We start from the raw sequence: 20887 nt of genomic DNA on the forward strand, positions 1-20887 counted from the left end.
TATGAAACGTTGGCTTATTTTAGAAGATGGAACATACTTTGAAGGCGAAGGCTTTGGTGCCAGTATCAATGTTTTTGGCGAGATTGTTTTTACCACCAGCATGACGGGCTATCAAGAAGCCATTACGGATCAAAGTTTTAACGGACAAATCATTACGTTTACGTATCCGATGGTTGGAAATTACGGCGTCAACCGAGACGACTACGAATCAATTTCACCGACTTGTAAAGGGGTCGTTGTGAAAGAACACGCGCGTCTAGCGAGCAATTGGCGGAAACAGCTGACGTTAGATGAATTTTTAAAACGCAAAAATATTCCAGGGATCGCAGGAATCGATACACGCGCGCTGACAAGAAAGATCCGTCAACATGGGACCATGAAAGCGAGTATCGTTGATGCAGGAGATGTCTTTGACCATGCCTTTGATCAATTAAAAGCGGCGGTTTTACCAACCAATCAAGTGGCACAAGTTTCTACCTCAAAACCTTATCCAAGTCCTGGAACTGGTCGCAATATCGTGGTCATCGACTTCGGCTTGAAGCACAGTATTTTACGGGAATTGTCACGCCGCAACTGCAATTTAACGATTTTACCATACAATACGACAGCGCAAGAAATTTTAGACCTCGCACCAGATGGTGTAATGCTGACAAATGGACCGGGTGATCCTAAAAGCTTGCCAGAAGCAATTAAAATGATACAAGGGATTCAAGGCAAGGTACCGATCTTCGGGATTTGTTTAGGCCATCAGCTCTTCTCATTAGCGAATGGGGCAGATACCTATAAAATGAAGTTCGGTCACCGCGGATTGAACCATCCGGTAAGAGAGATCGCCACTGGTCGGATCGATTTTACCTCACAAAACCATGGCTTTGCTGTGGATGAAGCATCCATCGATCCTGAAAAACTAATGGTGACACACGTCGAAGTGAACGATGGCACGATCGAAGGGGTTCGTCATCGCCGCTACCCAGCATTCAGTGTCCAATACCACCCAGATGCGGCACCGGGCCCGCATGATGCGGTCCACTTATTTGACGAATTTTTAGAGATGATCGATGCATGGAAGGAGCAGAACTAATATGCCAAAACGTACAGATATCAAGAAAATCATGGTAATCGGTTCTGGACCGATTATTATAGGACAAGCGGCAGAATTTGATTATGCCGGTACACAAGCTTGTTTAGCTTTACGAGAAGAAGGTTACGAAGTGGTGTTAGTCAATTCGAATCCCGCAACGATCATGACGGACAAAGAAATTGCTGACAAAGTCTACATTGAACCAATCACATTTGAGTTTGTCTCACGGATTTTACGTAAAGAACAGCCTGATGCAATTTTACCGACATTAGGCGGACAAACGGGCTTGAATATGGCGATGGAATTAGCCAACTCAGGTATTTTGGATGAATTAGGAATTGAGTTGCTAGGAACCAAATTAGCGGCAATCGATCAGGCAGAAGATCGAGATTTATTCAAACAATTAATGGAAGAATTGGATCAACCGATCCCAGAATCCGAAATCGTATCAACGGTGGAAGCAGCAGTTGAATTTGCGAAAAAAATCGGCTTTCCAATCATTGTTCGTCCAGCATTTACGCTAGGAGGAACGGGCGGTGGCATGTGTAACAATGAAGAAGAATTACGCCAAATCGCTGAAAACGGCTTGAAGCTCTCGCCCGTGACCCAATGCTTGATTGAACGTAGTATTGCTGGGTTTAAAGAGATCGAATATGAAGTGATGCGGGATTCTGCAGACAACGCGATCGTTGTTTGTAATATGGAAAACTTCGATCCAGTCGGCATCCACACCGGCGATTCCATCGTCTTTGCCCCTAGTCAAACACTGTCAGACCATGAATACCAAATGTTGCGAGATGCGTCATTAAAAATTATTCGCGCATTAAAAATAGAAGGTGGTTGTAACGTTCAGTTGGCACTTGATCCACATAGCTTTAATTACTATGTGATTGAAGTAAATCCAAGGGTTTCTCGTTCGTCTGCACTAGCAAGTAAAGCAACAGGTTATCCAATTGCCAAACTGGCAGCGAAAATTGCCGTCGGTTTAACATTGGATGAAATGAAAAATCCAGTCACAGAAACCACCTATGCAGAATTTGAACCTGCCCTGGACTATGTTGTGGCAAAAATTCCTCGCTGGCCGTTTGACAAGTTTGAAACGGGGGAACGTCGATTAGGAACACAAATGAAAGCAACTGGAGAAGTGATGGCCATTGGTCGTAATATTGAAGAGTCATTACTGAAAGCTGTTCGTTCATTGGAAATCGGCACACATCATATCGAAATGAAAGAACTAGAAGCTCTTTCTGACAATGATCTGATGGAGAAGGTCATCAAGGCGCAAGATGATCGCCTGTTCTACGTCATGGAAGCCATCCGAAGAGGGTATACTATCGAAGATTTGAATGAAATGACGAAAATCGATTTATTCTTCTTAGATAAAATGCTTCACATCTTTGAGATCGAACAAGCATTAGCAAACGATCCACAATCCCTTGATATGTTGAAAAAAGCTAAGCAAAACGGCTTTACGGATAAAAAGATCGCTGAGCTGTGGGAAACCACGGAAGCTGAGATCCGCACGCTGCGCCATGAGCAAAAGATTTTGCCAGTCTACAAAATGGTGGATACATGTGCCGCAGAATTTGAATCAGCAACACCTTATTTCTACAGCACCTATGAGTTTGAGAATGAAAGCAAGCGCAGTGAAAAAGAATCTGTTCTTGTCCTAGGTTCTGGACCGATCCGAATCGGACAAGGGGTGGAGTTCGACTATGCAACAGTGCACTCGGTGAAAGCGATCCAAGCTGCTGGCTATGAAGCGATCATCATGAACAGTAATCCTGAAACGGTTTCGACTGATTTTTCTATCTCCGACAAGCTGTATTTTGAACCGTTGACCTTAGAAGATGTCTTGCATGTGATCGATTTGGAACAGCCAATTGGGGTCATCGTCCAATTTGGCGGGCAAACGGCGATCAATTTAGCCGAACCTTTGGTGAAAGCCGGAGTCAAAATCCTAGGCACCAGCATTGAAGATCTTGATCGTGCCGAAAACCGCGATCTCTTTGAGCAAGCATTACAAGCATTAGATATTCCGCAACCACCAGGCGACACGGCGACGAACGAACAAGAAGCGATCGCCATCGCACAAAAAATCGGCTATCCTGTTTTAGTCCGCCCAAGTTATGTCTTAGGGGGACGTGCGATGGAAATCGTGGAAAACCAAGCCGATTTAGAAGATTATATGCGTCATGCAGTGAAAGCATCACCAGAACATCCTGTCTTGGTCGATCGTTACTTGGTTGGTAAAGAATGTGAAGTCGATGCTATCTGTGACGGCAAAACTGTTTTGATTCCTGGAATCATGGAACATATCGAGCGTGCAGGGGTCCATTCAGGAGATTCAATGGCAGTCTATCCACCGCAAAATCTTTCGGATGAACTAATTGCTACGATCGAAGAATATACCAAACGCTTGGCATTAGGTTTAAATTGTATCGGTATGATGAATATCCAATTTGTCATCCATGAGAACAAAGTGTATGTCATTGAAGTAAATCCTCGTGCTAGCCGAACCGTGCCATTTTTAAGCAAGGTAACAGAGATCCCAATGGCACAAATTGCCACGAAGGCGATTCTCGGGGAAGAGATCACAGCGTTAGGTTATCAAGACGGACTTGCTCCAACACCAAATGAAGTACACATCAAAGCACCTGTCTTCTCCTTTACAAAACTTTTAAAAGTCGATACTTACTTAGGCCCTGAAATGAAATCAACGGGTGAAGTAATGGGATCAGACAAAGATTTGGCAAAAGCACTTTATAAAGCTTTTGAGGCATCAGGCCTGCATATTCCTGAATTTGGAAAAGCACTTTTCACCGTTGCAGACGAAAGCAAAGAAGAGGCAGCAGCACTGGCGGCGCGTTTCGTAGAGGTCGGCTTCACCTTAATGGCTACCAATGGAACCGCTGATTACTTTGAAGAAAAAGGCCTGCAAGTGACACGAGTTGCTAAAATCTCTGATCAACAAGCAGAAGAAACGGTTGTTGATTTGATCCGTAAAGGAACGACCCAAGTAGTAGTCAATACCATGGACAAAGATCGCCAAAATGCAACGGAAGACGGATTTATCATTCGCCGAGAAGCAGTGGAGCATGGTGTACCGACCTTTACTTCTCTTGATACAGCGGATGCAATTCTAAAAGTGATGGAATCCCGCAGTTTTTCAACAAAAGCAATTTAACGCAGATAAAGGAGTTTTTTGATGAAGCAAGAAATCATGACCATCAGCAAACAGCGTCAACTGGCACCACGGATTTTTGAAATGACATTGACTGGTGAATTAGTCAATGAGATGAGGACCCCAGGGCAGTTTCTGCACCTGCGGGTTCCTCAAAATGCCTTTCTTCTTCGCCGACCGATCAGTATCAATCATATCGATGCTGAGAAAAAAGAATGCCGAATCATTTACCGGGTCGAAGGAGATGGCACACGAATTTTTTCAGAAATGACCGTTGGTGATCCAATCGATGTGATGGGGCCGTTAGGAAATGGGTTTCGCTATCATCATTTAAATCAAGGGGACACTGCATTTATCGTAGGTGGCGGTATCGGTGTACCGCCGCTCTATGAATTATCGAAACGTCTGACCCAACAAGGCGTCCACGTCATTCACTTTTTGGGCTTTGCCAGCAAAGACGTCATGTATTATGAAGAGGAATTTCGTGCACTAGGAGACACGAGGATTGCTACCGATGATGGCAGCGCTGGTTTACAAGGAAATGTTGGCAACCTGTTGTTAGCTGCAGAGCAAACACCTGCGGCGGTCTTTGCCTGCGGAAATAACGGTCTTTTAAAAACCACCGCCCAGCTTTTCGAAGACCTTTCAGATGTTCAATTATCCATGGAAGCGCGAATGGCTTGCGGGATGGGTGCCTGTTATGCCTGTGTTTGCCATACGAAAGATGACGAACAAGGTACAAAAAGTGTCAAAGTTTGTGACGAAGGGCCTGTATTTCAGGCGAGAAAGGTGGTCATTTAATGTCGATCAACGTCGAGCTACCCGGATTGAGTCTAAAAAATCCGATCATGCCTGCCAGCGGCTGTTTTGGGTTTGGTGCAGAATATGATAAATATTATGACATCAGTCAATTAGGTGCGGTGATGATCAAAGCGACCACACCTGAACCACGTTTCGGCAATCCAACCCCAAGGGTAGCGGAAACGCCTAGTGGTATGTTAAATGCCATCGGGTTGCAAAATCCTGGGTTAGAAACGGTCATGAATCAAATATTGCCGGACTTAGCTCAAAAACATCCAGAGTTACCGATCATTGCAAACGTTGCTGGTTCGACCGTCGAAGATTACGTTCTTGTGTGTCAGGAAATCAGTCAGGCAGAAAATGTCAAAGCGATCGAACTGAATATCTCTTGCCCTAACGTCAAACATGGCGGTATCACTTTTGGAACCGATCCTGCGGTTGCTGGTGCATTGACTGAAGCGGTCAAAAAAGTCTCGCAAGTGCCGATCTATGTCAAACTTTCGCCGAATGTGACGGATATTGTCCCAATTGCAAAAGCGATCGAAGCAGGCGGCGCCGACGGGTTTACGATGATCAATACGCTTTTGGGCATGCGGATCGATTTAAAAACACGAAAACCGATTTTAGCCAACCAAACCGGGGGCTTGTCTGGTCCATCAATCAAACCAGTGGCGATCCGCCTAATCAAACAAGTGGCGCAAGTTTCTCAATTACCAATTATTGGCATGGGGGGCGTGATGTCAGTGGATGATGTACTTGAAATGTATCTGGCAGGTGCAAGTGCAGTTGCAGTAGGAACTGCAAACTTTACCGATCCTTACATTTGCCCAAAATTGATTGAAGAATTGCCTATCCGAATGGCAGAATTAGGGATCACTTCTTTGGAACAGTTGATAAAAGAAGTGAGAGAGGAGCACGTGTGATGAGTGAACGACCAATTATTGCCTTAGATTTCCCCAACAAACAGGCTATTGAAACATTTTTAGCGCAATTTCCTGCGGGAGAAAAATTATTTGTAAAAGTTGGAATGGAGATTTTCTACCAAGAAGGACCAGCGATCGTCACTTGGTTGAAATCCTTTGGCCATGACATTTTTTTAGATTTAAAATTACATGATATCCCTAATACTGTTGGACGAGCAATGGAGCGCTTAGCTTCTTTAGGTGTTGCTTTGACGAATGTTCATGCAGCCGGCGGGATTGAAATGATGACTGCTGCTAAAAAAGGTCTGCAACAAGGAACCCCCGCTGGAGACAAAGTCCCTGATTTGATTGCAGTTACCCAATTGACCTCCACTAGTGAGGCACAAATGCATCATGATCAGCAGATCATGACGTCACTGCAAGAAAGTGTTATCCATTACGCCACTTGTGCCCAAAAAGCTGGATTAGACGGTGTTGTTTGCTCCGCACACGAAGCAAAACAGATCAAGCAAAGAACAACCGATGCCTTCATACGCTTGACGCCTGGTATCCGACCAGCTGGCAGTGAAGTTGGCGATCAAAAACGGATCATGACACCTGCACAAGCTCGCAATGCGGGGGCTACCATGATCGTTGTGGGACGTCCAATCACCCAGTCTAAGACACCGTATGAAAGTTATCTGCAAATAAAACAAGAATGGAAGGAAGCTAGCCAATGAAAGAACAATCCAATCAAATTGCCAAAGATCTTTTAGACATCGAGGCGATTTTTTTACGACCGAATGAACCATTTACTTGGGCAAGCGGCATCAAAAGCCCTATTTACTGCGACAATCGAATCACTATGAGTTATCCTCATGTACGTAGCGCCATTGCGAAAGGCTTAGCTGCAGTCATCAAAACGACTTATCCCGAAGCAGAAGTGATTGCAGGGACCGCAACAGCCGGGATTCCCCATGCTGCTTGGGTCGCTGAATTGTTAGATTTGCCAATGGTTTATATTCGCAGCAAAGCAAAAGAACATGGCAAAGGCAATCAAATTGAAGGTCGTATTCAGCCAAATCAAAAAATGGTCGTCATTGAAGATTTATTGTCAACAGGTGGCAGTGTCTTAGAAGCTTGTGAAGCAGCCAAAAGAGAAGGAGCCGACGTATTAGGCGTCGCTGCGATCTTTACTTACGAGCTGCCTCAAGTCCAAGAGAATTTTGACCAAGCAGGTCTATCCTATGTGACTTTGACAAACTATACAGCGTTGATCGAGTCGGCTTTAGAAACGGGTGCTATTCAAGAGTCTGATGTTGCCCTGTTACAAGAGTGGCGAAAAGATCCTGCTGCTTGGTTGAGTGAATAAGGAATTGAAATAAGAAACGGATATGTGAGGGAATGACCAAGCATATTCGTTTTATTTTCACCTATTTTCTGATAGCATTGGGAGAAAGTTTTTTTGATAGGAAGGGCTATTCCTTGCTGTCAACTTGAATTAGGAGGCTGTTTTTTTGAAAAGAAATATGGATGTTCCCTGGAGTTATTCCGGAGACAATGGACCTGAACATTGGCACACTTTGTGCGATTGGTATGCACAAGGCGCCGAATTTCCTTACCAATCCCCAATTGCTTTAGTTCACGATGAAACCGAAGAACCTATCGATCAGGACTTGGCTTTTCACTATAAACGAGAGCGGTTCACGGAAAAAGAATTCAAAAATACGATTCACTTCGTTCCATATAACAAAGAAAGTTATGTCACATTTAAAGGGATCAACTACTATTTGACGGATATTCATTTCCACATGCCGTCTGAACATATTATCGATGATGAACAGCAAGAATTAGAGTTTCATCTCGTCCATATGAATGAGGACGGAGAAAACTTGGTTGTGGGCATCTTATTCAAATTGACGGATAAGCTCAACTGGATCTGCAATCAGCAAGACGACAGCATCTGGGACTTTGAAAACCATACGCAATGGTTTGATCCGACTATGTTCTTACCAGAACGCACCCACCATTTCCATTATGTGGGTTCGTTGACGACACCGCCAACCAAAGGGCCAATCAATTGGTTCGTCTTTGACTGGATCGGGGAGATGAGCCGCCGCTTCATTTTGGAATTCCGGGAAGAAGTGTTAGAAAACAATAATCGCCCATTACAAGACCGCAAAGATCGGCCTATTTATTTCTATTAATTTATAAAAATAGATCCTTTTACGTAGTGTTTATCACTGACTTCATTTGATGGTCAGTATAGAAACCACTTCGTAAGGGTAATCTATAAAAATGATGTTAGAATTTTTAGAATGTCATTGACTAGAAAAAGACGAAAACTCTTCGTCTTTTTTTATTTTTATATTCTAGGACCATGAAGTCTATGCTAAAATATTAAATAAGCTGATTCTCGGCAGTTAATGCATTGTGAAAATAAATACAAATATAGTTTTTTTTTAGAAAAAGAGCAGACACGGTAAAGCTTTTTTGGCTGAGTATTTTATAGTGAAAGAAAGGAAATCCATATGCATGCATGGGAAGCAATCCAAAAATCCATCGATTTTATCGAAGACAATCTTGCTGAGTCGCTAGAGATCGAAACGTTAGCACAAGTCGCATCGCTTTCTGTATTTTATTATCAACGCTTATTTACTCGCTTAGTTAAAATTTCTGTTAGGGAATATATAAAACTGCGTCGTCTGGCCAGAGCCGCTGTTTTATTAAAAGACAGAAAAAGTCGAGTCATTGAGGTCGCTTTTGAGGTTGGTTTTAGCAGCCATGCAGTATTTTCAAGAACCTTTAAGACCGTTTATGGACTTTCACCTTCTCTTTACCAAAAAGCTCCGATCGGCTTGCAAAATTTTGATAAGCCGGATCTATCTTTAGGGTATATTGTCACAGAAGAAGGCAATCCATTGATCAGCGAAGGAGTCGTTTTGGAGATTCAGAAGAAGCGAAATCAGCAACCGTTGGTTTTTTGTGGCGTTGTTGGTTACTATCCATTTAAGTATGGAAAAATGCTGGGCCAACGAACAGGGATTGATCCGATTGATGATATTTGGCATGATTTTTATCAAAAGACTGCCAATCAGCCTCGCACCGATCATTGCCTGATCGGTGTTTCATTTCCGGGAGATGCGCCTGAAGGCTATTCAAGTTATTTTGTTGGTCAAATATCTGATGGTTCGCAATTTCTCAACTGCACTGAATGGACTTTACCAGAACGTGAGTATATTGTTTGCAGTTTTGATACGGTCTCAGAGCAACTGATCATCAATATGGGAAAGGCGATGCGTTATACCCGTTTTTGGCTCAAGAAAAATGGCTGGATTGCTGAGAATTTTTTTCCTGAGCTTTATCGAAAAGGGGAAAATCATGTGGTTCATGTCGAATTATGGATTCCTTTTAAAAAAAGAATTAAGATGCAAGGAGGAACAGAATAATGACTCACCAGTATGAAGAAGGAATAAAGCTGCTTGAAGAAAAATTCGGACATTTTAAAGACAATGTGATTGCCCTTGCGACGACAGCTTGTGACAAAACTGTAGAGGGACACATACAACCAGTCGTTCGAGAAGTTGATGCTTTTTATGAAGAGGGCGTTTTTTACGTGTCGACACACGAGCAATCCAATAAAATCAAGCAAATCAAAAAGAACCCAGCAGTTTCCATTGCCGTTAGCGGTGAATGGTTTACTGTGGTCGGTCAAGGGGAGAATTTAGGTTGGGTGCTAGACCCTAAAAATGCAGAATTAAGAAGCAAAATTCGCAAAGCCTTTGTCTGGTACGACGAAGTCAACAATGAGAATGATAAAGGCTGTTGCTTTCTAGCAATCCATTTGACCAAAGGAACGTTGAATATCAATCATTGGGAAAAGCTGTATCATTTTGATTTCGAGAAGAAAGTCACTATGGAGGATGGCGGTATTTATTAGCTAGCAGAAGCTACTTTCTCACGGTGATTTTCGAATGCCATTCTATCGGATCTAGCAGATACGTCGATGGCTAAATTCTGAGAAGGCTTGCCTTTTGTATTTCAAGCTAAGCAAAATTGTCGCTGGAAGAGCAGTAGATAGAAGGAAAAAGCATAAAAACCGATCACAAGCGCGTGTAGTTTCGCAGTGCTTTTGTGGTCGGTTCTTTTATTGATTACACTATGTTTTTTTGATCCGAATAGACTGAGGAGCAGCTAGGACTGTTTTAATCTCAAAATTCCCTCATCAGGTGTCACAAAAAGCGTTTTTTGATTCTCATAAATGACGAATCCAGGTTTGGCACCATTCGGTTTCCGAATATGTTTGACTTGCACGTAGTCCACCGGTACTTGGGCAGATTGACGATATTTTGAGAAATATGCGGCAAGCTCTGCAGCTTCCATTAAGGTTGTCTCACTAGGATCATCCGAACGAATGATGACATGAGAGCCAGGAATATTTTTGGTATGCAGCCAGATATCACTCTTACGAGCTGTTTTTAAAGTCAGTTGGTCATTTTGTAAATTGTTTTTTCCAACGAAAATTTCTGTTCCGTCTGAAGAAAGAAATCGTTCTGGTTGCGAAGGAGCGGCTTTTTTACGCTGTTTCGTCCGATTTTTGACATAGCCTTGTGCAATCAGTTCTTCCCGAATAACCGCCAGATCCATTGGAGAGGCGATTTCTAATTGAGCTAACACGGATTCGAGATACGCGATTTCTTCTTTCGTTTCGGCAATCTGCTGATGGACCAGTTTGACTGCATTTTTTAATTTCTGATAACGTTGAAAATATTTCTGAGCATTTTGATTGGGAGAAAGAGCGGGATCTAATTTGATCGTCAAAAGCCGATTCTCATCATAGTAATTTTCCAAATCAACTGAAGCAGCACCACGGGGGACTTGATTCATAAAAGTCGTCAAAAGCTCACCTTTTTGACGGAATTCTTCGGCGTTTTCTGAATCGATTAACGTTTGTTGGCGTTTCTTTAACTTCAATTGGTTGCGTTTCAGTTCATTCTCAATCTTCTTTAGTAATTCGCCACCTTGTTGTTTGACCCGATCTCTTTCCGCCTTGTCGTGATAAAACGCATCTAAAAGCTCGCTCAGACTCTGATAAGAGGTGACAGTGGTGGTCGCATCGATCAATGATGGATAGGGAATTGGTGTAAAATGTTCCTTTTTCTCTGACTGGAGATAACTTGGTGCTAGCTCCTGGGTAAGCTCTGTAAAGAAAGCATCCCACTGACGCAGTTTTTCATTGGGATTGGCATTGATTCGAGCGATTAATTCTTCTGCTGTATCGCGGCCTAAGCCTTGGAATCGTTGTTGAAGTTCTTTTGCCGTCAAGGGATCGATGGTCGATAATTCTTCAAAAATTTTGGTGCGAGAGGCTGTAAAAGGATTAAGTGTTGTTTGCTTTGGTGGTGCAATATAAGTAGCACCCGGTAATAAAGTACGATACGTATTTTGTGAATGACCAATGTGTTTGATTGTATCGACAATTTTTCCGCTCGTCTTATTCATTAATAGAATCGTGCTGTGACGGCCCATCAATTCGACAATCAAGACGAGGGATTGTAAATCACCTAATTCATCTCGTCGAGTAAAATGAAAATGGATCACACGGTCATTGTCGATTTGTTCGATTGATTCTAAGATCGCCCCTTCTAAATATTTCCGTAGCATCATCAAGAAATTCGGTGGGGTTTCTGGATTGCTATAGGCGATCGTTGTGCATTGCACACGAGCATAGGTGGGATGTGCGGATAGCAAAAGTTTATGATTTTTCCCTTGGGCACGGATCACAAATACGACCTCATTTTCATAAGGTTGATGAATTTTGTTCACACGTCCACTGGTTAATTGATTTTGTAATTCTTTGACCATTAAATGGGTAAAAACACCATCAAAAGACATATTGTTTCCCTCTTTTCTTATAAGGATAGTTTGACTGAGGGATTGATCCTTCCAATGTCAAATATTCCTATCTATTATACCGAAGAATCCAAAGAAAAGCCATGGCAGCTAGCTTTCCTTTTTCTTGTTAGGTTGGTGATCGGTGGTTTGCAGTGCACGCTCAATTTCTTTGTTCAAGAAATAAGAGATGACTGTTCGAATAATAACGACTGCAGCTAGACGTACGATGTCTTCGAAAGTAGGGTGGATGATCGTCTCAATAATATCTGCTGCAATCAAGATCTCAAGACCTAATAAGACATAACTCCCTAAATAATTGCGGATAAAATTATTCTCTCTGGCTGCCACCAAACGGTCCTTTTCTGTTAATTCGTAGCGCACGAAATCAATGCCTGCGATCAATACACCCCAAACGATGACGAAAATGGAGAGAAAGTTTAAACAGACAACAATGAAATCGAAGATTGGGTTGGCTCCAGTCATCAAAGAACTAGCTAGATTATGCATAATGACTCCTTTACCGTTTTCTTTTATCTTACCGAATTATCGAAGAAATGTGAAGTTTCTTGACGTTCTAGAAGGGAATTGATAGTATGAATTAATAGTAGGATTTTTAAAAAAGGTGGGCAAATTATGGAACAAGTTAGGAACTTTGTTCATTACACGAAAGAAAAAACAGTGGAAAGCTGGCAGGCTTTGTTAGATGATCTATACCGAGATCAGAAAAAAACGATTTTCACGCTGATCGGAGGCATTCTTTTCGCGCTGGTTTTTGCAGGCTTGATCGTTTTTTCTCAAAATCGCATCAACGCCTCTTTAGTGGATCGAATCGCTTTCGACAAGTTACCTTCGGAAAAAGTACAGCCATTACCATATTTGACAGCTGATAAGACGATTCGAGAAACAAGAGCGATTTCTGTGATGTACAGTAAACCAAATGGCCCACAGCTGGATCAAGTGTTTGATCTGATCCAAGCACAGGAAGACGAAATGAATCGAACATTTTTTTATTATCCGATCGTCTATGACGTGGCATTTTTCTCCAATGAATATGACATTGATCCTGATAAAGTGACCTTTGTCTTCTATGAAGAAGGAGTCGAGAAAAATCGCTTTACTTTTGATTCATTTGAGCAGCCAACGACGGAATTCATCCCAGAATTGAATCGTTTACCCATGTGGACGATTCGTTCTTCTGCCAATGATTGATAAAAAAATCTGACAATTTGACAGAAAATTGTTGACGTTTTTTTATCAATAGGCTAAACTGAATTCAATCAAGAAAGAAAACAAGTTGAGAAGGAGGAACAATCATGAAACTATTTATTCCATTGCAAGTGAAATCATGGCAAAACTGGCGTAGATAGTTGTATTGATGGGACCTCATTCCATAGATACAACTTTTTAGAGAACCTTCTAAAGTGCTGTATCTATGCTGGTAGTTGAATTTATCGCCGCATAGGACAACCTTCTATGCGGCTTTTGCTTACTTGCAATTGCCGTCACATAGGCAGTTGCTTTTTTTGTTCTCAAAAACCGTAAAAACGAAAACACGAAAAACGTAAGCAGAAAAAGGAGAATGAAAAATGAAAAACAAGGGATTAATTGCATCGGTTGCCGTTATTTTATTATTTTTAGGAGCGACCTTTGTCTATCAGTTAGGAATGAGAAGTGGGACCAATCAAGCCAGTGAGACTTCGGAACCAGTAGAAAAAGCTGAAAAAACAGTTGGGATCCTGCAGTTTGTCAGTCATGAAGCGTTAGATGCGATCACCGAGGGGATCAAAGAAGGCCTTAAAGAATCAGGCTATACCGAAGGGGACAACTTGACGATCGAATTCCAAAACGGCCAAGCGGATCAAAGTAAATTGGCAACGATGAGTCAGCAGCTGCTAAATAAAGATGCCGACGTTTTGGTTGGGGTAGCAACACCCGCAGCACAAGCGTTGGCGAATGTCACTCAGGATGTACCAATCGTTTTAGGAGCGGTCACTGATCCAGTTGGGGCAAATCTCGTGGCAGATATGGATCAACCCGGCGGAAATATCACTGGTGTTTCAGATAAAGCACCCGTCGCTGCGCAAATCAAACTAGCAAAAGATTTGCTACCGGAGGCAAAAACAGTCGGCATTTTGTATTCTTCGACCGAAGACAATTCGAAATACCAAGTGGCAGAAGCAGAAGCTGCTGCCGAAGAAAATGGCTTGACCAGCAAATCGTATGCCGTTCCTTCAAGTAACGAAATTGCTCAAATGGTGCAAGTGATGGCACGAGAAGTCGACTTTATCTATATTCCGTTAGATAATACGATTGCAAACGCAATGCAGACGGTAGTACAAGAAGCCAATAAATCAAAAACGCCCATCATCACGTCTGTTGATACGATGGTGGAACAAGGCGGCTTAGCAACGGTTGGGCAAGATCAATTTACGATTGGGGTCGAAACTGGGAAGATGGTGGCAGCAATTCTTGACGGGACGGCCGAACCTGCGACAACGCCGATCTATACATTCAGCGATGGCGAAACGATCATTAATGAAACACAAGCGCAGTTATTGGGAATCACTATCCCAGAAAACCTCAAAGACGAGGCAAAATTGATTACAACGACACCGGAAAGTGAAGCAAGTGATGAGTAACAATTAGGAACAGCAATCACCTGCGATCACCGAGAGAGTCTTGAAAGAGAAAACTTGTAAGAATATGGAGGAAGAATGATGATTGTTTCAGCAATAGGGCAAGGGCTACTTTGGGGAATCCTGGGATTAGGGATTTTTATGACCTATCGTATTTTGAATTTCCCGGATATGACGACGGAAGGGTCCTTTCCGTTAGGCGGTGCTGTCTGTGTGACAGCGATCACCCATGGGGTGTCGCCCGTCTTAGCGACTTTGTTAGGAGTATTGGCTGGGATGTGTGCGGGCTGTGTGACAGGACTTCTTTATACAAAAGGCAAAATTCCCGTGATTTTAGCAGGTATTTTGGTGATGTCTTCATTGAACTCGGTCATGCTGTTTGTGATGCGCTCACCAAACCTCTCTTTATTAAACCAACCGAAAATTCAAGATTTTTTTACTAGAATGAATTTACCGAATTATTATGATACGGTGATTATCGGATTGATCATGGTCTTGTTGATTGGGGGCGTCTTGGTTTACTTTTTCCATACCAACTTGGGTCAAGCTTATATTGCTACCGGGGATAATGAACACATGGCCAAGTCAATGGGGATCAATACGGATCGAATGAAAATCATTGGACTGATCGTCTCCAATGGCGTGATCGCACTCTCAGGCGCATTGATCGCTCAAAACGACGGCTACGCCGACATAAGCAAGGGAATCGGTGTGATCGTTATCGGACTGGCGTCAATCATCATTGGTGAGGTATTATATGGTGAATTGACCTTGCTGGAACGTCTGATCGCTATCGTGATCGGCAGCATTATCTACCAATTATTGATCCTATTTGTGATCAAAGCTGGATTTGATACGACTTACTTGAAGATCTTCTCTGCAATCGTCTTGACGATCTGCCTGTTGATCCCTCAATTTAAACAAGCCTTGCATCTACGCACTGGTTTTGAAACGGAGGATGAATAATGTTAGCCTTAAAAAAAGCCTTTAAAGTTGTCGGCAACGGACCGAATGAGAAAAAAGTGCTCTTGAATAAAATCGATCTTTCTTTAAAACCAGGAGAATTTGTCACGGTCGTCGGAGGAAATGGCGCCGGCAAAAGTACGTTATTCAACTGCATCTCAGGCACCATGCCCTTGACGAGTGGGCAAGTGATGATCGATGATCAAAACGTGACCGCACTTTCGGAAGAAAAACGCGCCCGCTTTTTGGCACGTGTCTTCCAAGACCCGAAAATGGGGACGGCTCCACGTATGACAGTGGCAGAAAATCTGCTGTTAGCACAAAAAAGAGGGCAAAAACGGTCACTTGGTCTTCGACAACTCCAAGGACAAAGGGAAATGTTCTTTGCGCTTTGTAAAGAAATCGGCAACGGGTTGGAAAATCATTTGGATACGCCAACGGGCAGTTTATCTGGTGGTCAACGACAGGCACTAAGTTTATTGATGGCAACGATTCAAACACCAAAACTGTTGTTGCTAGATGAACATACGGCTGCGTTAGACCCAAAGACCTCCAAACAGCTGATGCAAATCACTGCAAGACGCGTGGAAGAACAAAACCTAACTTGTCTCATGATCACCCATCGGATGGAAGATGCATTAAAATACGGAGACCGCCTGATCCTGCTCAGAAAAGGGGAAATCGTCAAGGATCTTTCAGCAGATGAAAAAGCTCGCTTAAGTTTACCAGAACTGTTACTGTTCTTTGAAGACGACTTATAAACCCTTGATAGAACAGTGTTTTCGAAAAATATAATCAAATAAATGAAAAAAATAAGAAAAAATCATTGACATCTTTCAAAGTTAAACCTATACTTAGGTCAATCTTACATCAGTTTGGAGCGAAGGACTATGCAAAAATTATTGCTAACGAACCCCACACAACTGAATAAATATTACTTTAGCTATTTTAGATAGGTTTGTATTCATGAAGGCATGGATACAAACGCTAAGTTTGTATCTATGATGGCTAGAGCATTTCGTAATGAATTCGCAGCCACGTAGATCGTAAAATCTATAGTGGCTATTTTTTATATTCACATATCGGCGCTGTCGCTATGTAATGTTTGAAGGTGTTCACTGTAGATTCTTAAATTTACGGTGGACATCTTTTTTTGTTGAAAGGAATGAACCAGATGAAACAAATGATAACCGGTCACACACGGTTGGCGGCACTATTTGCCAAACCAGCCAAACACAGCATCTCTCCAGCGATGCACAATCTTTCTTTTGAAGAACAAGGGATCGACGCCGTGTATCTGGCCTTTGATGTTGAGCCGGATGATTTAGCCGCTAGTATCCAAAGCATCCGTCAGTTGGATCTCTTAGGTGTCAATCTATCAATGCCCCATAAAATGGCAGCAGTACCGTTGATGGATGAATGCTCACCAGCAGCCGAGCTGATCGGCGCAATCAATACAATCGTCAATCAAGAGGGGCGATTGATTGGGCACAATACAGATGGTATCGGCTTTATGCGCGCACTTGAAGACATTCAAGTGTCGATCATTGGAAAAACGATGACTGTGATCGGTGCAGGTGGAGCAGCGACAGCAATCATTAGTCAAGCTGCACTAGATGGTGTCAAAACAATCCGTGTCTTTAACCGCAAGGATGAGTTTTATCCAATCATCCAGGAAAAATTGACACAGATTGCAGAAAAGACCGCCTCTGAGATCACATTAACGGATTTAGAAGATCAGACGGCTCTAAAAACAGCCATCGATCAAAGCAGTCTTTTAGTTAATGCTACTGGCGTGGGGATGAAGCCGAATGATACGGTAAGTCCTCTAAAAGACAAAACACTCTTGCGGGAATCATTAGCTGTCTATGATGTCATCTATAATCCAAGAGAAACGCAGCTTTTGAAAGATGCGAAAGCAGTCGGTGCCAAAACTGCAAACGGCTTAAGCATGTTGCTGTATCAAGGTGCAGCTGCATTTAAACTTTGGACAGGCCAAGAAATGCCTGTTGAAAAAGTAAAAGCACTTATTGAATCCATGTAAAAAATAAAAAAATTAGAAAAAACGAAAGTAGGAAGAAAAAATGATCGTAATTATGAAACCAGGCGCTACGCCAGAACAAGTTGAAGTTGTTGTAACTAGAATCAAAAAAGAAGGCTTAGATGTTCAAGTCAACCAAGGAAAAGAACAGGTCGTTATCGGGTTAAAAGGGGATACACGCCGCATCCAAGATGTTGCTTTTCGCAGCTACGAAGGTGTCGAAGATGCCATTCGGATCTCAAATACTTACAAATTGACCTCTCGTGAGTTCCATCCGCAAGATACGGTTGTGGATGTAGATGGTGTGAAAATCGGTGACGGCAACTTTGTTACGATGGCTGGTCCATGTTCGATTGAAGGCTTAGACCAAATTCGTGAATGTGCCCGAATCGCCAAAGCTGGTGGTGCACAAATCTTACGTGGTGGTGCCTTCAAACCCCGCACGTCGCCTTACGCATTCCAAGGGCTTGAAGAAGAAGGGCTAAAATACATTCGCCAAGCAGCTGATGAAACTGGCATGAAAGTCATCACAGAAGTCATGGACGAAGGACATATCGATATGGTGGCGGAATACAGTGATATTTTGCAGATTGGTGCTCGGAACATGCAAAACTTCAAATTGCTAGCTGCCGTTGGAAAAACTGGGAAACCAATTGGCCTTAAACGAGGCATCTCAGGCACGATCGACGAATGGTTGAATGCAGCGGAATACATCGCTGTTCAAGATAAAAGTGAAGTGATTTTCATTGAACGTGGGATCCGAACTTACGAAACAGCAACCCGTAATACCTTTGATCTAAGTGCAGTACCAATCATCAAAAAACTGAGCCACTTCCCAATCATCGTTGATCCTAGTCATGGAACAGGTATTTGGGATCTTGTACCACCAATGGCAAGAGCGGGTGTTGCTGCTGGCGCCGATGGGATGATCGTTGAGATCCATCCAGATCCAGCCAATGCTTGGTCTGATGGCCCTCAATCACTTAATGAAAAAACGTACATGAACATGATGAAAGAAGTCCATATCATGGAAAAAGCGATGAAAGAAATCAAAGCGTTGCAAGACTAAGCGTGAAGACAACCAATAAAAGAGGTGCAAAAATCAATGTTACACATTCACTTAGAAGACCATTCCTATGATATCCTCATTAAACGAGGGTCGTTTCAAAAAGTTGGAACTTGGGTACAACAGTTGTGGGACAAACAGCGCATTGCCGTCATTACAGACAGCAATGTCGCACCCCTGTATGGCGGACAAATCGTTGATTCCTTAACCGCTGCCGGGTTTGAGGCAACACTGTTAGTCGTACCAGCCGGCGAAAAAAGCAAATCACTAGAGCAAGCAGCTAGTTTATATGATGGTCTTGCCCAATTCGGAATGACCAGAAGCGATGGGATCATTGCCCTTGGTGGCGGTGTGATCGGTGATCTCGGAGGATTTGTTGCTTCTACGTATATGCGCGGCATTGATTTCTTGCAGATTCCGACGACGTTATTGGCACAGGTCGATTCAAGTATCGGCGGGAAAACAGCTGTAAATACTGGCAGTGCCAAAAATCTCGTTGGCACGTTTGCCCAACCAACCGGTGTGATGATCGATCCAGATTTACTTGAAAGTTTACCGCTTAAACGCGTCCAAGAAGGCATTGCTGAAATCATCAAGTCAGCCGCTATTGCAGATCCTGAACTTTGGCAAACGTTAGCAGGTTTGAAAGATGAAGCCGATTTGTTGGCCCACGCTGAAAATGTGATCACAGCTTCTTTAAAGGTTAAACAAAAAGTAGTGGAAGAAGACCCCTTTGATCATGGTAGTCGTCTGACACTGAACTTCGGTCATACGATCGGTCATGGCTTAGAAAGAACGGCTGCTTTTGAGACTAGTCACGGAGAAGGCGTTGCGATGGGGATGATTATGATTACCCGACATGCAGAAGCCACCGGATTAACACCAAAAGGTACGACCCAGCAGCTTACAGAAATGGTTGAGAAGTTTCACTTGCCGATTACACCAAGGGAAATAGATAAAGAGCAATTATACCAAGCAATCACTCATGATAAAAAAGCCCGCGGGCAACAATTGAAGATTATTCTATTAGAAGCGATCGGACAGGCGAAAATCGTGACGATCCCGACTGAAAAAATCAAAGACTACCTAGTATAAGAAAGGAAGGTAACGGATCATGCGTTATATTACAGCAGGCGAATCACATGGACCAGAGTTGACCGCCATTATCGAAGGGTTACCGGCAGGATTGCCATTAACAGCAGAAGACATCAATTTTGAATTAGCGAGACGACAAACCGGCTATGGTCGTGGGGGACGGATGTTGATTGAAAAAGACCAAGTCCGTATCACTTCCGGTATCCGTCATGGAAAAACATTAGGCTCTCCTGTGACTTTAGTGGTCGAGAACAAAGATTGGAAAAATTGGACCAAGGTCATGGCAATCGAAGAGGTACCAGAAAAAGACCGCAAACTACGACGAGTGGCACGACCAAGACCTGGTCATGCTGACTTGGTCGGCGGTATGAAATACCACCATCAAGATCTACGAAACGTCCTGGAACGTTCATCTGCCCGGGAAACGACTATGCGGGTAGCCATCGGCGCAATCGCGAAGAAAATTTTGAAGGAGCTTGGCATCGATGTGGCAGGTCATGTAACGATGTTAGGCGGCATCAAAGTAGAAATTCCAGAAGGGTTGACCGTTAAAGAAATCGCAAAACGTTCTGAAGCTTCAGAAGTAAGGGTGTTAGATCCGTCAGTCGAAGAAGAAATCAAGCAGTTGATCGATCAAACGAAGAAAAATGGTGATACGATCGGCGGCGTAGTGGAAGTGCTTGTTGGCGGCGTTCCTGCTGGTCTTGGCAGTTACGTGCAATGGGACAAAAAACTTGATGCGAAGATTGCCCAAGCCGTGGTCAGTATCAACGCCTTTAAAGGTGCTGAGTTCGGTGTTGGCTTTGAGGCAGGTGTTTTACCGGGTTCAAAAGTCATGGATGAGATTTTATGGGACGAACAACGGGGCTACACCCGTCGCAGCAACAACCTAGGTGGTTTTGAAGGCGGCATGACGAACGGGGAACCAATTGTGGTTCGCGGGGTTATGAAGCCGATCCCGACCTTGTACAAGCCGTTGCAAAGTGTTGATATCGACAGCAAAGAACCGTATAAAGCAAGCGTCGAACGCTCAGATAGCACCGCTGTACCAGCAGCTAGTGTTGTTTGTGAGAGTGTGGTGGCAACAGTGGTGGCCAATGAACTATTAGAAAAGTTTCCAAGTGATTCTTTCGAAGAATTGACCGCATCTGTTCAGGCGTATCGAGAATACTTGTTAACCTACTGATTAAAGAAACAGCAAAAAATTCCAGTAGAAATGAGGA

Annotated in this window: 19 protein-coding genes; 17 read left to right on the forward strand and 2 right to left on the reverse strand. The window is 43.1% G+C overall.

Going from position 1 to position 20887, the window contains the following annotated elements:
- Window position 1 precedes the first annotated feature (1 nt).
- The 9 genes from IGJ17_RS08275 to IGJ17_RS08315 all read left to right on the forward strand — a co-directional run bounded on the left by IGJ17_RS08275 (window position 2) and on the right by IGJ17_RS08315 (window position 9908).
- Entirely contained in the window at window positions 2-1081 is a 1080-nt protein-coding gene (locus tag IGJ17_RS08275) for a carbamoyl phosphate synthase small subunit (RefSeq protein WP_005235984.1), read from the forward strand.
- Window position 1082: 1 nt separating this feature from the next.
- Window positions 1083-4268, forward strand: coding sequence for a carbamoyl-phosphate synthase large subunit (gene carB / locus IGJ17_RS08280; RefSeq protein WP_086299447.1), 3186 nt, complete (start codon window positions 1083-1085; stop codon window positions 4266-4268).
- A 21-nt stretch (window positions 4269-4289) separates the two neighbouring features.
- A complete protein-coding gene (locus IGJ17_RS08285; RefSeq protein WP_005235982.1) occupies window positions 4290-5066 on the forward strand; it encodes a dihydroorotate dehydrogenase electron transfer subunit in 777 nt (258 codons plus the stop codon).
- On the forward strand, window positions 5066-5989 hold the full coding sequence (locus IGJ17_RS08290) for a dihydroorotate dehydrogenase (protein WP_016611756.1): 924 nt from the start codon (window positions 5066-5068) through the stop codon (window positions 5987-5989). Before IGJ17_RS08285 ends, IGJ17_RS08290 begins: the two co-directional genes overlap by 1 nt.
- Window positions 5989-6708 carry an orotidine-5'-phosphate decarboxylase gene (pyrF, locus tag IGJ17_RS08295; protein WP_008379878.1) on the forward strand — a complete coding sequence of 240 codons (720 nt, stop codon included), beginning with the start codon at window positions 5989-5991 and terminating at the stop codon, window positions 6706-6708. Before IGJ17_RS08290 ends, pyrF begins: the two co-directional genes overlap by 1 nt.
- Window positions 6705-7340 carry an orotate phosphoribosyltransferase gene (pyrE, locus tag IGJ17_RS08300; RefSeq protein ID WP_429961239.1) on the forward strand — a complete coding sequence of 212 codons (636 nt, stop codon included), beginning with the start codon at window positions 6705-6707 and terminating at the stop codon, window positions 7338-7340. Before pyrF ends, pyrE begins: the two co-directional genes overlap by 4 nt.
- Before the next feature lie 157 nt (window positions 7341-7497).
- The gene (locus tag IGJ17_RS08305) at window positions 7498-8175 is read left to right on the forward strand and encodes a carbonic anhydrase family protein (RefSeq protein WP_016620153.1); all 678 of its coding nucleotides are present in this window, start codon (window positions 7498-7500) and stop codon (window positions 8173-8175) included.
- Window positions 8176-8499: 324 nt separating this feature from the next.
- Window positions 8500-9417 carry a helix-turn-helix domain-containing protein gene (locus IGJ17_RS08310; protein ID WP_005235975.1) on the forward strand — a complete coding sequence of 306 codons (918 nt, stop codon included), beginning with the start codon at window positions 8500-8502 and terminating at the stop codon, window positions 9415-9417.
- Entirely contained in the window at window positions 9417-9908 is a 492-nt protein-coding gene (locus tag IGJ17_RS08315) for a pyridoxamine 5'-phosphate oxidase family protein (RefSeq protein WP_429961240.1), read from the forward strand. The genes IGJ17_RS08310 and IGJ17_RS08315 overlap by 1 nt, the downstream gene beginning before the upstream one ends.
- Window positions 9909-10162: 254 nt before the next feature.
- On the opposite strand, the gene efbA is transcribed toward IGJ17_RS08315, so the two are convergent.
- Window positions 10163-11863: a fibronectin-binding protein EfbA gene (gene efbA / locus IGJ17_RS08320; protein WP_429961241.1), complete on the reverse strand. Its 1701-nt coding sequence runs from the start codon at window positions 11861-11863 to the stop codon at window positions 10163-10165.
- 108 nt (window positions 11864-11971) lie between these two features.
- Window positions 11972-12370 carry a DUF1622 domain-containing protein gene (locus tag IGJ17_RS08325; RefSeq protein WP_005235970.1) on the reverse strand — a complete coding sequence of 133 codons (399 nt, stop codon included), beginning with the start codon at window positions 12368-12370 and terminating at the stop codon, window positions 11972-11974.
- 126 nt (window positions 12371-12496) lie between these two features.
- Between IGJ17_RS08325 and IGJ17_RS08330 the strand changes: the two genes are divergently transcribed.
- The 8 genes from IGJ17_RS08330 (at window position 12497) to aroC (ending at window position 20850) form a co-directional block, all read left to right on the forward strand.
- Entirely contained in the window at window positions 12497-13072 is a 576-nt protein-coding gene (locus tag IGJ17_RS08330) for a hypothetical protein (protein WP_005235969.1), read from the forward strand.
- A 377-nt stretch (window positions 13073-13449) separates the two neighbouring features.
- A complete protein-coding gene (gene trpX / locus IGJ17_RS08335; protein WP_010748363.1) occupies window positions 13450-14502 on the forward strand; it encodes a tryptophan ABC transporter substrate-binding protein in 1053 nt (350 codons plus the stop codon).
- Window positions 14503-14580: 78 nt separating this feature from the next.
- A complete protein-coding gene (locus IGJ17_RS08340) occupies window positions 14581-15465 on the forward strand; it encodes an ABC transporter permease (RefSeq protein ID WP_008379889.1) in 885 nt (294 codons plus the stop codon).
- A complete protein-coding gene (locus tag IGJ17_RS08345; protein ID WP_005235966.1) occupies window positions 15465-16223 on the forward strand; it encodes an ABC transporter ATP-binding protein in 759 nt (252 codons plus the stop codon). The genes IGJ17_RS08340 and IGJ17_RS08345 overlap by 1 nt, the downstream gene beginning before the upstream one ends.
- 413 nt (window positions 16224-16636) lie before the next feature.
- Window positions 16637-17506, forward strand: coding sequence for a shikimate dehydrogenase (locus tag IGJ17_RS08350; RefSeq protein WP_034872642.1), 870 nt, complete (start codon window positions 16637-16639; stop codon window positions 17504-17506).
- A 40-nt stretch (window positions 17507-17546) separates the two neighbouring features.
- Entirely contained in the window at window positions 17547-18572 is a 1026-nt protein-coding gene (gene aroF, locus IGJ17_RS08355; RefSeq protein WP_005226100.1) for a 3-deoxy-7-phosphoheptulonate synthase, read from the forward strand.
- Window positions 18573-18608: 36 nt separating this feature from the next.
- Window positions 18609-19664: a 3-dehydroquinate synthase gene (gene aroB / locus IGJ17_RS08360; protein WP_086299444.1), complete on the forward strand. Its 1056-nt coding sequence runs from the start codon at window positions 18609-18611 to the stop codon at window positions 19662-19664.
- Between the two features lie 19 nt (window positions 19665-19683).
- Window positions 19684-20850, forward strand: a complete 1167-nt coding sequence (gene aroC, locus IGJ17_RS08365) for a chorismate synthase (protein WP_429961242.1) — start codon at window positions 19684-19686, stop codon at window positions 20848-20850.
- Window positions 20851-20887: the final 37 nt, after the last annotated feature.

Source organism: Enterococcus sp. DIV1096b (assembly GCF_050498765.1).
Taxonomy (GTDB): Bacteria; Bacillota; Bacilli; order Lactobacillales; family Enterococcaceae; genus Enterococcus_D; species Enterococcus_D entomosocium.

Excerpts from the sequence above, each read along its gene's own strand:
- IGJ17_RS08325 (WP_005235970.1), bottom strand. The coding sequence starts at position 12,370 with ATGCATAATCTAGCTAGTTCTTTGATGACTGGAGCCAACCCAATCTTC.
- pyrE (WP_429961239.1), top strand. The coding sequence starts at position 6,705 with ATGAAAGAACAATCCAATCAAATTGCCAAAGATCTTTTAGACATCGAG.
- IGJ17_RS08290 (WP_016611756.1), top strand. The coding sequence starts at position 5,066 with ATGTCGATCAACGTCGAGCTACCCGGATTGAGTCTAAAAAATCCGATC.
- pyrF (WP_008379878.1), top strand. The coding sequence starts at position 5,989 with ATGAGTGAACGACCAATTATTGCCTTAGATTTCCCCAACAAACAGGCT.
- aroF (WP_005226100.1), top strand. The coding sequence starts at position 17,547 with ATGATCGTAATTATGAAACCAGGCGCTACGCCAGAACAAGTTGAAGTT.
- IGJ17_RS08330 (WP_005235969.1), top strand. The coding sequence starts at position 12,497 with ATGGAACAAGTTAGGAACTTTGTTCATTACACGAAAGAAAAAACAGTG.
- efbA (WP_429961241.1), bottom strand. The coding sequence starts at position 11,863 with ATGTCTTTTGATGGTGTTTTTACCCATTTAATGGTCAAAGAATTACAA.
- IGJ17_RS08285 (WP_005235982.1), top strand. The coding sequence starts at position 4,290 with ATGAAGCAAGAAATCATGACCATCAGCAAACAGCGTCAACTGGCACCA.
- IGJ17_RS08345 (WP_005235966.1), top strand. The coding sequence starts at position 15,465 with ATGTTAGCCTTAAAAAAAGCCTTTAAAGTTGTCGGCAACGGACCGAAT.
- aroB (WP_086299444.1), top strand. The coding sequence starts at position 18,609 with ATGTTACACATTCACTTAGAAGACCATTCCTATGATATCCTCATTAAA.
- trpX (WP_010748363.1), top strand. The coding sequence starts at position 13,450 with ATGAAAAACAAGGGATTAATTGCATCGGTTGCCGTTATTTTATTATTT.
- IGJ17_RS08275 (WP_005235984.1), top strand. The coding sequence starts at position 2 with ATGAAACGTTGGCTTATTTTAGAAGATGGAACATACTTTGAAGGCGAA.
- IGJ17_RS08340 (WP_008379889.1), top strand. The coding sequence starts at position 14,581 with ATGATTGTTTCAGCAATAGGGCAAGGGCTACTTTGGGGAATCCTGGGA.
- carB (WP_086299447.1), top strand. The coding sequence starts at position 1,083 with ATGCCAAAACGTACAGATATCAAGAAAATCATGGTAATCGGTTCTGGA.
- IGJ17_RS08350 (WP_034872642.1), top strand. The coding sequence starts at position 16,637 with ATGAAACAAATGATAACCGGTCACACACGGTTGGCGGCACTATTTGCC.
- IGJ17_RS08310 (WP_005235975.1), top strand. The coding sequence starts at position 8,500 with ATGCATGCATGGGAAGCAATCCAAAAATCCATCGATTTTATCGAAGAC.
- IGJ17_RS08315 (WP_429961240.1), top strand. The coding sequence starts at position 9,417 with ATGACTCACCAGTATGAAGAAGGAATAAAGCTGCTTGAAGAAAAATTC.
- aroC (WP_429961242.1), top strand. The coding sequence starts at position 19,684 with ATGCGTTATATTACAGCAGGCGAATCACATGGACCAGAGTTGACCGCC.
- IGJ17_RS08305 (WP_016620153.1), top strand. The coding sequence starts at position 7,498 with ATGGATGTTCCCTGGAGTTATTCCGGAGACAATGGACCTGAACATTGG.